A 10,942-nucleotide genomic window follows, 5' to 3' on the forward strand; every position below is an offset into this window, starting at 1 on the left:
TGTGCTGGTGATCGGCGCTGGCCTGGCCGGCTCCCTGGTGGCCCTGGCCCTGGCCGATCGAGGTGCAGCTGTGGAGCTGCTGGATCCAGGTCAAGGGTGTTCTGCCACCAACCTGAGCTATGGCGGAGTGCCCTGGTGGGCCGGAGCCCCAGGCCCGATGGACCAGCTGATGGCTTCAGCCCCAGCGGCCTGGCGGCACTTGGAGCAGCGCCATGGTCCCCTGGGCTGGAGCCCTTGTTCGCTGCGGCTGCACTGGAGCGATGCCGAAACCGAAGCAGCGGCGGCTGCAGGGGAAGTGGCTTTCGCTAATTCAGGGCTGGATCAGACCCTGGCCCGGGTGGAGGCTCTGGCGCGCCGCCATCTGGGGGCCGACCAGGTGGAGCGGCTGGAGGCCTCGCCTGCCTCGGGGGGGCGGAGGGTGCTGCGGCTGGACTACGGCCGCATCGACAGCCGCCAGCTGTCGCTGACCCTGCCCCAGGCCCTGGAGCGGGCCGGGGTGCGGCGGCGATGGGGCCGTTGCGAGCCGCTGCAGGCCGGAAAGCTGCCAGCAAGTCAGGTGGTGCTGGCCGCCGGGGCCGGCTGCCGGGCCCTCTGGCCGGCCTTGCCGGATCGGCTGAGGGTGAGCTGGGCCGGGGTGCTGCAGCTGGATGACGGCTCACTCAGCCGCGAGCTGCTGAACACCTCCGCGCTTACCCAGCCCAACGACATCCTCATGCCGCTCTTCGCCCAGCGTCAGGGTCTCGAGCAACGGGCTGATCAGATCGAGCGGCCGGAATGGGTCGTCGATGCGGGCCTGGCCCCCTGCGGTGAGGGGCTGCTGCTGGGGCAGACCAGCCTGATCAGGCCGGGAACGGCCTGTGGTGCCTCGCCTCAGGCGGCATCACTGGAGCTGGGGCTGCGCCAGGCTCTGGGACGGATCGATCCCCGACTTGGCCAGGTGCCAGCCAGCTTCCATCAGGTGCCAGTGAGCTTCAGCAGCAGCGGATCGCCACTGGCTGGGCCAGTGGCGGGGGCCGCTGGCCTCTGGTTGTTCGCCGGTCTGAGCAGCCCCTTCGCCCTGGCACCTGGCCTGGCTGGGGTGCTGGCGGAAGCCCTCAGCGGCGATCCTGGGGCGCTTGAGCGGCTGCCGGGGGCCACAGAGGAGGCCAATCCCGGCTGGGACTGAGACTCAGAACAGGAAGCGCTGGCGGCCCTGGCTTTCAACCGGCGTGGCGTTGATCGCTTCCACATCGCCGGGTGGCCAGTCAGCCTCCCAGTAGCTGATGCCGTTCAGATCGAAGGGCCGGCCGCTCAGGCGCTCCGCATCGAAGCGGGTGGTGGCCATGGCCGTGATCAGCCCGCCGATCTCCATCGGCCCCAGATCCGTTTGGAGGTCCTGGCCGGCAGCTGCGATCAGGCTGGGCAGACGCACCAGGTTCTCGGGGCGCGTCAGTTTGCTGAACAGGGCGGTCAGCACGAGCTTCTGGCGATCGATCCGGCCGATGTCACCCTCCTCATCGTGGCGCCAGCGCAGGAAGCCCTCCAGATCGCGGCCCTTGAGGGTCTGCAGGCCCGGCTGAAGGTCGATGTAGAGGCCCTGGCTGTTGTCGACGTAGTACATGCGCTTGGGCACGTTCACCTCGACACCGCCGAGCACATCGCCCATGCGGCGGATCGCCCCCAGATTCACCACCAGGTGATGGTTGATCGGACGTCCCAGGCGCTCAGAGAGTTCCTGCTTGACCGCATCGGCTCCCCCGTAGGCGTAAAGGGCGTTGGCTTTGATGCCGCCGTAACGAGCTGAGTCGATGTAGGTGTCTCTCGGCACCTGGGTGACATGAGTGACCCCGTTCTCGATGCGGATCGAGAACATCACATCGGTGTTGCCGCCGCCAACGTCGCTGCCAAGCACCAGAACATCGGTTCCCGGTGCCCCCCAGGCGGCGAAGGGATTGCTGAGCTGGCCGGTGAGCTTGGCGGTATGGGAGGCCCAGTCATCGGGCAGGAACGAAGCCAAAGGGCCGGAGAGGGCCAGACCGCCTCCCAGACCCAGCAGCATCGCCAGAACGATGGGCAGAGGGCGGGATCGTTGGCTGGAGGTCATCGGGACCGAAGGGTGTTGGCGCTTCAAGATCACAGCGGCGAAACTGTCGTTGAGACGACGGGGAGCCGGTTGGGGGCGTGGTCTGAAGCGCAGGGCATGAACGTTGGCGACGAAGGGGAAGGCCCTTTGTCACGTTGATGAAACCTTATTTCATCTTGGCCGATCGGATCTCTTTTGCCCCAGGGCGGCTTGTTCCAGTTTCCTGGCTGGAAGAGCTCAGGTCGCGGGCGGTCCCCCCTGGCCAGTCTGGCCGCGCACGAGCCGTCTTGCCTCGGGCAGGGCGGGGCTCAGGTCCATGGAACCGAAGGCGGGCAGATTCTGGCGACGCAACCAGCTGCCCCAATGGAACTCGAGGAAGGGCACCTGGGGCTGGGCGCGGATCAGCCCCTCCTGCTTCAGTTTCCAGACCAGGCTGCGGAAGGGGTCGTCCTGCAGGCCGCCCAGGTCCATCGGCAGGCGCTCGGGCGGCAGGGGCCCCCGGCCTTCGCTGTCACGCAGATAGAGCCAACCGCGGCGGTTCAGTTCCTCCAGACAGTGGGTGCGACTGGCTCCCTCCAGTTCCAGCACGACCGAGCAGAAGGCCGTGGAGCAGGAATCCACTTCAACCAGGGCCCGCAGCCGGTGGTGACGATCGATCATCCAGTACTCCCCGGCACTGCTGACCGCCACAGGCACTGGCCGGGTGCGCAGGTAGCGGAGCCGCTCTGCCGCCGTTTCCCTGGCGAAATCCCTGGCCCTGGAGCGTACTTCCGCCAGACCAAGGCAGAGCTGGGTGGGCTGCAGCCTGCTGATCGGCAGCTCCAGCAGATCCTGCCGGGCCAGCGGCGGCAACTCGAAGGGACCGGATGTCTGGGCCATGGGCGAGGGCCCGCCGCCGCTGGCGACCTGAAATCAATTCACCCCATGCTGGTGCATTCAGGCCAGGAGTGCCTCGTCTTCACGGAGGCCGGCCTGGACCCGCCAGAGCCGGGCGTAGGCTCCGCCGCGTCGCAGCAGCTCGTCGTGGCGACCTTGCTCGACGATCCGGCCTTGCTCCATCACCACGATTTGATCGGCGTGACGCACGGTGCTGAGTCGGTGGGCGATCACCAGGGTGGTGCGCTCAGCGGTGATCAGTTCCAGTGAGCGCTGGATCGCCGCCTCCGTTTCGTTGTCGACGGCGGCGGTGGCTTCATCGAGGATCAGGACGGGCGGATTCTTGAGAATGGCCCGGGCCAGGGCGATGCGTTGGCGTTGGCCTCCCGAGAGCCTCTGCCCCCGCTCCCCCACCACGGTGTCGTACCCCTGGGGAAGCGCTTCGATGAAGCCACTGGCTTCGGCCAGGGCCGCGGCTCGCGCAATCGCGGTGTGGCTGGCGGCAAAACTGCCGTAGGCGATGTTCTCTCTCACGGTGCCGTGAAAGAGGAACACCTCCTGGCTCACCAGGCCGATGGCATGGCGCAGGTCGCCCAGCTGCAGCTCCTGAATCGGCTGCTCATCCAGCAGGATCTCGCCCTGCTGCACGTCATAAAGCCGCAACAGCAGTTTCACCAGGGTGCTCTTCCCGGAGCCGGTGGCACCGACGATGCCCACCGTGTTTCCAGCTGGAACCGCCAGGGAGAAGTTGACCAGCAGGGGCTCCCGGCCCGCGTAGCCAAAGCTCACCGAGCGGAACTCGATGGCGCCGCGCACGCCGGCCAGGGGGAGGGGCCTCTCGCCGCCTGGGATCGTGATCGGGGTTTCCAGCAGATCCATCACCCGGTTGCTTGAGGCCATGGCCCGCTGATAGTCGTCAAGCGTGCGGCCCAGGGTGGTGAGGGGCCACAACAGCCGCTGGGTGATGAACACCAGAAAGCTGTAGGAACCTACGGCGATTGTGCCCCTCCAGGCCTGAAGTCCACCAATCACCAGGATCGCCAGGAAGGCGAAAAGTATGGCGAATCGGATCAGGGGAATGAAGGCAGCCGACAGACGGATGGCCCGCTGGTTGCTTATTCTGTAGGCCGCACTCTGGCCCCGGATTCTCTCCAGTTCCCAGGCCTCGGCGGCATAACTCTTGATCGTGAGCATGCCGCCGAGATTGTTAGAGAGGCTGCTGTTGAGATCGCCAGCTCGTTCGCGGACGTCGCGGTAGCGGGGAGCCAAGCGTTTCTGGAACAGAATCGAGCCCCAGAGAATCACTGGAATGGGCAGAAAGGCCACACCTGCCACACCAGGAGAGATGGCCGTCATCACACCACCAACGGCCAGCACCGTGGTGATCAGCTGCAGCAGTTCGTTGGCGCCGTGGTCGAGAAAACGCTCGAGTTGATTGATGTCGTCGTTCAGGACTGCCATCAGCCGGCCGCTGCTGCCGGCCTCGAAGAACGCCATCTCCAACTGCTGCAGGTGGCCATAGGTCTCCAACCTCAGCTCGTGTTGCATGGTCTGGGCAAGGTTGCGCCAGAGCACCCCGTAGAGGTACTCGAACAGAGATTCGGCGCTCCAGATCACAAAGGAGGCCACCGCCAGGGCCGTGAGCTGGGAGGGGACCGTCCTGAGCCCCAGGTCCGCCAGCCAGGAGGTCTGCTGACGTACCACCACATCCACTGCCAGGCCGATCAGCACCGGTGGGGCCAGATCGAACAGTTTGTTCAGCACCGAGCAGCTTGAGGCCAGCCAGATGAGCCGGCGGTGGGGCCTCAGGGCCTGCAGAAGGCGGCTGATCGGTGTGCGCACACTCTGGTGGGCCATGAATTCAGGCGGCTGGGCGGCGGCCGGAAGGGCCAGAGGCCATTAAAAGGGGCCAGCCGCCCGAATTGATGGGACCCATCCCTTCCGTGCGGCTTGGAAGGAAGGAGTGATCGCCGACGTCAATGCCTTGGGCTTTTCAGGGACTGCCCCGCTCCGGAGTGGATCGGATGCGGGTCCCACGGGGCTGAGGGTTGTATGCCCTGAAGCCTCGAATGGGCGGAGATGATACATCGGTGAGACACCCACAAACGCTGTCTCCATTGCAGTGCTGTGGTCCAGGACACAGGTTGAGGCTTGCGCTGCAGCCCCTTTGGCCTGGTGATGGGTGATCAGGTCTTGATGGCGAAGCGTGAAGTGAAGTGGAAGCAAATCCAAGGGATGGAGCTGGGCATGGTGGGATGACCCAATGTCATGAAATCAAGACGAAATGATCCCGAAGCAATGGCTGCCCCCATTCCCTGGAGCCTCGCCTGGTGTGAGGACGGTGAGCTCGCTCCCCAAGATCGCTTCGATCTCCTGCAGACCCTGGTGCTCTGCGAGACCCCGGAGGTTCAACTCAGTCTGATCAGCGCCATCGAGACGCTCTCCTTGCAGCAGGTGAGCGTTCTGGGGACCGATGGAGTCACCGGTCTGTGCTCCTGAGCCTGGATCCGGGTTCCTGAGGCTGGATCTTTGTCGGACCTCAGAGGCTGTAGCGAGCCATGGTGCGCTGGCGGCAGGTGCTCTGGGCCACATCAAGGCCAGCACCCTGGTTGACCTGATCCACGAAACAGGAGCAGGCGAAGGTGCCAAGCCCTGGCGGGGGAACTTTGCGTGCGGCCTGAAAGGCGGCACTGACGGTGGCCAGACAGAATTTGCTTACCTGCTCATCCTTCTGGCCGCTGCTGGCAGAGGCCTTAAGCAGCGTCTCAGCCCCCACAGCCCCCGCGAGGGTCAGATCGACCAGACCTGCGAGGGCGAGGCTGGCCAGACGCGACATCATCCCGATTGAGCTGGAGAGAGTGCGCTGGCCGTTGGCCGCAGTGCTGGAGATCAATGACATGGAGGGGCAAAGAGAACGCCGGATCGACGTGCGGGCCTTGCTCAGGCGTTGTGCCGGGTGATCTGAAGCTCTTTGTTCATCACACGCAGGCAGCGCAGAGCGCTGAAGACATCCTCGGGCATCCCACTGGGAAGATCCACAGTGCTGTGCGTGTCGAAGATCTGGATGCGGCCGATGCTGCGGCCGTTCAGGCCAGCTTCGTTGGCGATGGCACCAACGATGTTGCCGGGCTTGACCCTGTCTTGCCAGCCCACCTCAATCCGGAACCTCTCCATGTCGGCATCCGGAGGTGTGGAGGCTTCCATGCGGCTGCCGCCAGCACGGGATGGTGAGCGGCGATCACCGTGGCGGTCGTCTTCGCCGCTGCGCTGGCGTTCCCGGCTGGGGGTGGGTTGGCGCCAGGTTTCGGTGCCTTGCACCAGCAAGGGGCGGTCGCCCACGGCCAGTTGCAGGGCGGCCAGGGCCAGCTGCTCGGGGGTGGCGCTGATCTCGCTGCCCACTCGCTGCAGGATCTCGCTGAGAAGGGCCAGTTCCTGCTCCTCGGAGCGAGGTGTTGCCACCAGGGCGGTAAGGCGCTCGCGCAGGCGGTCGAGCCGGCTCTGGTTGATGTCGGAGTTGGTGGGCACCTCCATGGGGGTGATGGCTTTGCCCACGGCCCGCTCCAGTCCGCCCAGGAAACGGCGCTCCCGGGGGGTGAGGAAGAGGATCGCGTCCCCCTTGCGGCCCGCACGGCCGGTGCGGCCGATGCGGTGGACATAGGCTTCGGTGTCGAAGGGGATGTCGTAGTTGATCACCAGAGTGATCCGATCCACATCCAGCCCCCGGGCAGCCACGTCAGTGGCCACGAGCACGTTCACCTGACCGCTGCGCAGCCGCTCCACCGTGCGCTCCCGCTGGTTCTGGGGCACATCCCCGTTGAGCACGGCCACGTCGTAGCCCTGCTGCTCGAGAGCCTCGGAGACGGTGAGGGTGATCGCCTTGGTGCGGGCGAAAATGATCACCCCTTCGCTGCTCTCAGCCTCCAGCACTCGCGTGAGGGCCTCCAGCTTCTGGGCGCCATGCACCACCAGATGGCGCTGGCGGATTGTGCTGTTTTCCGCACCCTTCTGCTGGATGGTGACTTCAGCGGGGTTCTGCAGATACTTGCGCGAGAGTCTGCGGATCTCAGAAGGCATGGTGGCTGAGAAGAGCACAACCTGCCGCTGCTCCGGCAGCTGCTCAAGCACCCACTCAACGTCATCGATGAAGCCCATGCGCAGCATTTCATCGGCCTCGTCGAGCACCAGGCAGCGCAGTCCGGAGAGATCCAGAGTTCCCTGGCGCATGTGATCCATCACCCTCCCCGGGGTGCCCACCACGATCTGCACGCCCCGCTTGAGGCGAACGATCTGGTCACGGAAATCAGCACCGCCGTAGATCGGCAGCACCCGCACCTGGGGGAGCTTGGCGGCGTAGCCGTTGAAGGCTTCTGCCACCTGAAGCGCCAGTTCACGGGTGGGGGTGAGCACCAGCACCTGAGGGGTGCGCTGCTGGGGATCGAGTCGCGCCAGCAGAGGCAGGGCGAAGGCGGCTGTCTTGCCGGTGCCGGTCTGGGCCTGGCCCACCAGGTCGCGGCCGAGCATCAGCTCAGGAATCGCGGCCTTCTGAATGGGAGAAGGGTTGCTGTAGCCGCACTCGGCGATGGCACTCAGAAGTTCAGCTCCCAGGCCAAATCCGGCGAACCCACCAGTGGCCGGTGCCTCCTCAGCAGCTTCGTCGGGCTGATCGAGCGGGCCGATCAAGGTCGATTCGACGGCAGTGGCTTCGGCTGACGGTTGCCCTTCGAGGGCACTCAGATCGACACAGCTGGAGAGTGGGCTGGGTTGGATGGAAGGGGTTGTGGTGATGGGATCGCTCGCGATGGGTCGGATTGGGGATTGGGCGGGATGGTCGCTCAGGTCGATGGAGCACGCAAAGCTCTCGCTCGCGTAGTACTGGGTCACGATGAGTTGATGGGGCCTTGGCCTGGGAGTTCCTTCAACGCAGGCCGGCAGGTACCCGTATCTCGCGGCCACAGGGCCTGAAAAAAGACTGCCTTGCCCTTTATCAAAGGGTGAGTAGTTATCGTAACACCACGCCTGGAAGCTCACATTCGAGGCGGGTGCTCGACCAGGTGATCAACCAGGTGTTCAACCGATCGCCCGTAGTCATCCGCGAAGCGCTCGATGTCCTCGTCAGTGAGGTCGATGCCCCGTTGCACTTCCACGATCATCAGCCCCAGGTCTCCGGCGCTGGCCCGGTGCATGGCCAGGGTGGGGATCGTCAGGCTGACGCCTGGAGCAGCGTTCAGCTGATTGCCCTCGCATTCCAGGATTCCGTCACCCTCGACGACCACCCAGTGTTCGCTGCGGTGGTGATGGCGTTGAAGACTGATGCGGCTGGAGGGATTCAGCCACAGTCGCTTGATCAGGTAACCCTGGGCAGTGGCGAGGGTTTCGAACCAGCCCCAGGGGCGTTCGCTGCGTAGCTCGCCTCCTGCGCCGGATTCGGTCATCGCTGATCAGCCAAAGGCGGCTGGTTTCCAGGCCTGAGCTCTGGCCTGGCTGATTTCTGCGATCTTGTCGTGGGCGTGCAGACGGCGCTGAATCTGGTTGGTGCAGCCCTGCCAGGTGGGTGGGGTGGTGCTGGCGTCGAAGCAGGCTTCGCTGCGGTCATCGAGCATGCGGCCCAGAGTCGGCTCCTCTCCCTGGGGTCCCGGCAACAGAAGGTAGTAGCGGATCATCCGGACCGGGCTTGGGACAGTTCCAGTCTGTCTCATGGCGGCGGGGGTGTGAGTGTCGAGGTGCCTGGCTCAACGCTCCGCAGCAACGGACGCCTGGCGCCTCTGTAGCAACGGCTTCATCTAAGGGGATGCCTGCCTACTTGGATGACTGCCAGAAACATGGTTCTTCATGCCCAGCCCCAACCGTCTCGCCGCCATTCAGCGCACCCAGGAACGCCCAGCGGCGGTCACTGCCCCCATCGCTTCCCTTGATGAGATCTGGGCTGCGGACGTCTTCAACCTCTCCAAGATGAAGTCGTCCTTGCCCAAGGACATCTTCAAGTCGGTTCAGAAAACCGTCCAGGAGGGAGGCAAGCTCGACGTCACCGTCGCCAACGTGGTGGCTCAGGCGATGAAGGACTGGGCCGTGGGCCGCGGTGCCCTGTACTACGCCCACGTCTTCTACCCGCTCACCAACTCCACCGCTGAGAAGCACGACGGTTTCATCTCCACCCAGAGCGACGGATCCGCCATCTGCGAATTCACCGGCAAGGTGCTGGTGCAGGGTGAACCGGATGGTTCCTCCTTTCCCAACGGCGGCATCCGCTCCACCTTCGAGGCCCGCGGCTACACCGCCTGGGACATCACCAGTCCGGCCTTCCTGATGTCGACGCCCAATGGCGTCACCCTCTGCATCCCCACGGTTTTCGTGTCGTGGACAGGTGAGGCCCTCGACAAGAAAACGCCTCTGCTGCGCTCCAACGCGGCCATGAACAAGCAGGCCCAGCGTCTGCTCAGGCTTCTCGGCAACACCGACGTGGCTCCGGTGAACTCCAGCTGCGGCGCTGAGCAGGAGTATTTCCTGGTGGACAGCGCTTTCGTGAGCCTGCGCCCCGACCTGCTGCTCTCGGGCCGCACCCTGTTCGGCAACCCGTCACCCAAGGGTCAGCAGTTCGACGACCATTATTTCGGTGCCATCCCCCAGCGGGTCCAGGTCTTCATGCAGGACGTGGAGCACCAGATGTACCGGTTGGGCATCCCTGCCAAGACCCGTCACAACGAAGTGGCGCCCGGCCAGTTCGAGTTGGCCCCCTTCTTCGAGGCGGCCAACGTGGCCACCGATCACCAGCAGCTGACCATGACGCTGCTCAAGAACACTGCTCGCAAGCACGGCATGAATTGCCTGCTGCATGAGAAGCCTTTCGAGGGCATCAACGGCTCCGGCAAGCACGTGAACTGGTCGGTGGGTAACGCCACCCAGGGCAACCTGCTGGATCCCGGCAGCAGCCCCGAGGAGAACATGCAGTTCCTGCTGTTCTGCGGTGCGGTGATCCGTGGCGTTCATCTCTACGGGCCGCTGCTGCGTGCCGTGGTGGCCACGGCTGGCAATGATCACCGCCTGGGTGCCAACGAAGCCCCTCCGGCGATCATCTCCGTCTACCTCGGCAGCCAGCTGGAAGAGGTGTACACGATGATCAAGAACGGCAACCTCGGCAGCACCGATCACGGTGGTCTGATGCAACTGGGTGTCGACACCCTGCCGGAGTTCCCCAAGGATCCCGGCGATCGCAACCGCACCTCCCCCTTTGCCTTCACCGGCAATCGCTTTGAGTTCAGGGCAGTGGGTTCGAACCAGTCGGTGGCCGGTCCGCTGGTGGCCATGAACACGATGCTGGCGGACTCGCTCCAATACATCTGCGATGAGATGGAGGCGAAGATGGCTGCCGGAGCCACTCTTCAGGATGCTGCCACCGCGGTGCTCAAGTCGATCATGGAGCAGCACGGTGACGTCGTCTTCGGCGGAGACGGCTACTCCAGCGAGTGGCACCAGATGGCCGTCAACGAGCGGGGGCTGGAGAACCTGCCCACAACCGCCGATGCCCTGCTCGTGCTCGAACGGGACAACGTCAAGGACCTGTTTGCGCGCATGGGGGTGCTCACCCCGGTGGAACTGCAGAGCCGCTTTGAGGTGTACGCCGAGCAGTACGTTCTCGCGGTGGAAGTGGAGGCCAAGCTGGCCCTGCAGATCGCCCGCACTCAGGTTTATCCCGCGGTCATGGAGTATCTCGGCGGTCTGGCCAATTCCCTGCGCTATCAGGAAGATCTGGGCCTTCCCCCCGATCGCGCCATGGCTGGCCGTATCGCCAGCCTCAACCAGGAGCTCCTGGCCAACTGCACGGCACTGGAGGCGGCCGTGAAGAATCCACCCCACGGCCCCGTGGCCCACATGCGCCACTGTGCAGACACCCTGCTGCCACTGATGCACAAGATCCGTGAGGCCGTCGACGGACTGGAGACCCTGGTGGACGACAAAACCTGGCCGCTGCCCACCTACCAGGAGATGCTCTTCGTCCGCTGAGTCTCC

The 10,942-nt window shown here is 64.8% G+C and carries 10 protein-coding genes; 3 read left to right on the forward strand and 7 right to left on the reverse strand.

The window, feature by feature from the left end; all coding sequences use genetic code 11:
* Position 1 precedes the first annotated feature (1 nt).
* Positions 2-1,165 carry an FAD-binding oxidoreductase gene (locus KBY77_RS04310; protein ID WP_255102465.1) on the forward strand — a complete coding sequence of 388 codons (1,164 nt, stop codon included), beginning with the start codon at positions 2-4 and terminating at the stop codon, positions 1,163-1,165.
* A 3-nt stretch (positions 1,166-1,168) separates the two neighbouring features.
* Here the strand turns inward: KBY77_RS04310 and KBY77_RS04315 are convergent, their stop codons facing one another.
* The 3 genes from KBY77_RS04315 to KBY77_RS04325 all read right to left on the reverse strand — a co-directional run bounded on the left by KBY77_RS04315 (position 1,169) and on the right by KBY77_RS04325 (position 4,795).
* Complete coding sequence (locus tag KBY77_RS04315; RefSeq protein WP_255102343.1) at positions 1,169-2,083, reverse strand: LCP family protein; 915 nt, start codon at positions 2,081-2,083, stop codon at positions 1,169-1,171.
* Positions 2,084-2,299: 216 nt separating this feature from the next.
* On the reverse strand, positions 2,300-2,941 hold the full coding sequence (locus KBY77_RS04320; protein ID WP_255102344.1) for a ParB/Srx family N-terminal domain-containing protein: 642 nt from the start codon (positions 2,939-2,941) through the stop codon (positions 2,300-2,302).
* 57 nt (positions 2,942-2,998) lie between these two features.
* Positions 2,999-4,795 (reverse strand): ABC transporter ATP-binding protein, encoded by a 1,797-nt coding sequence (locus tag KBY77_RS04325; RefSeq protein ID WP_255102345.1) that lies wholly within the window; start codon positions 4,793-4,795, stop codon positions 2,999-3,001.
* 441 nt (positions 4,796-5,236) lie between these two features.
* Between KBY77_RS04325 and KBY77_RS04330 the strand changes: the two genes are divergently transcribed.
* Positions 5,237-5,437 carry a hypothetical protein gene (locus KBY77_RS04330; RefSeq protein ID WP_255102346.1) on the forward strand — a complete coding sequence of 67 codons (201 nt, stop codon included), beginning with the start codon at positions 5,237-5,239 and terminating at the stop codon, positions 5,435-5,437.
* A 40-nt stretch (positions 5,438-5,477) separates the two neighbouring features.
* Here the strand turns inward: KBY77_RS04330 and KBY77_RS04335 are convergent, their stop codons facing one another.
* From KBY77_RS04335 to KBY77_RS04350, 4 genes are all read right to left on the reverse strand, one after another.
* Complete coding sequence (locus KBY77_RS04335) at positions 5,478-5,837, reverse strand: hypothetical protein (protein WP_255102347.1); 360 nt, start codon at positions 5,835-5,837, stop codon at positions 5,478-5,480.
* 41 nt (positions 5,838-5,878) lie between these two features.
* Positions 5,879-7,819 carry a DEAD/DEAH box helicase gene (locus tag KBY77_RS04340; RefSeq protein ID WP_255102348.1) on the reverse strand — a complete coding sequence of 647 codons (1,941 nt, stop codon included), beginning with the start codon at positions 7,817-7,819 and terminating at the stop codon, positions 5,879-5,881.
* A gap of 143 nt (positions 7,820-7,962) precedes the next feature.
* Positions 7,963-8,370: a phosphomannose isomerase type II C-terminal cupin domain gene (locus tag KBY77_RS04345; RefSeq protein WP_255102349.1), complete on the reverse strand. Its 408-nt coding sequence runs from the start codon at positions 8,368-8,370 to the stop codon at positions 7,963-7,965.
* A gap of 6 nt (positions 8,371-8,376) precedes the next feature.
* Positions 8,377-8,598: a hypothetical protein gene (locus tag KBY77_RS04350; protein WP_094555592.1), complete on the reverse strand. Its 222-nt coding sequence runs from the start codon at positions 8,596-8,598 to the stop codon at positions 8,377-8,379.
* A 169-nt stretch (positions 8,599-8,767) separates the two neighbouring features.
* Between KBY77_RS04350 and KBY77_RS04355 the strand changes: the two genes are divergently transcribed.
* The gene (locus tag KBY77_RS04355; protein ID WP_255102350.1) at positions 8,768-10,936 is read left to right on the forward strand and encodes a glutamine synthetase III; all 2,169 of its coding nucleotides are present in this window, start codon (positions 8,768-8,770) and stop codon (positions 10,934-10,936) included.
* Positions 10,937-10,942 lie beyond the last annotated feature (6 nt).

Source organism: Synechococcus sp. Cruz-7E5 (genome assembly GCF_024345995.1).
Classification (GTDB): Bacteria; Cyanobacteriota; Cyanobacteriia; order PCC-6307; family Cyanobiaceae; genus Regnicoccus_A.

Excerpts from the sequence above, each read along its gene's own strand:
- KBY77_RS04315 (WP_255102343.1), bottom strand. The coding sequence starts at position 2,083 with ATGACCTCCAGCCAACGATCCCGCCCTCTGCCCATCGTTCTGGCGATG.
- KBY77_RS04320 (WP_255102344.1), bottom strand. The coding sequence starts at position 2,941 with ATGGCCCAGACATCCGGTCCCTTCGAGTTGCCGCCGCTGGCCCGGCAG.
- KBY77_RS04325 (WP_255102345.1), bottom strand. The coding sequence starts at position 4,795 with ATGGCCCACCAGAGTGTGCGCACACCGATCAGCCGCCTTCTGCAGGCC.
- KBY77_RS04330 (WP_255102346.1), top strand. The coding sequence starts at position 5,237 with ATGGCTGCCCCCATTCCCTGGAGCCTCGCCTGGTGTGAGGACGGTGAG.
- KBY77_RS04335 (WP_255102347.1), bottom strand. The coding sequence starts at position 5,837 with ATGTCATTGATCTCCAGCACTGCGGCCAACGGCCAGCGCACTCTCTCC.
- KBY77_RS04345 (WP_255102349.1), bottom strand. The coding sequence starts at position 8,370 with ATGACCGAATCCGGCGCAGGAGGCGAGCTACGCAGCGAACGCCCCTGG.
- KBY77_RS04350 (WP_094555592.1), bottom strand. The coding sequence starts at position 8,598 with ATGATCCGCTACTACCTTCTGTTGCCGGGACCCCAGGGAGAGGAGCCG.
- KBY77_RS04355 (WP_255102350.1), top strand. The coding sequence starts at position 8,768 with ATGCCCAGCCCCAACCGTCTCGCCGCCATTCAGCGCACCCAGGAACGC.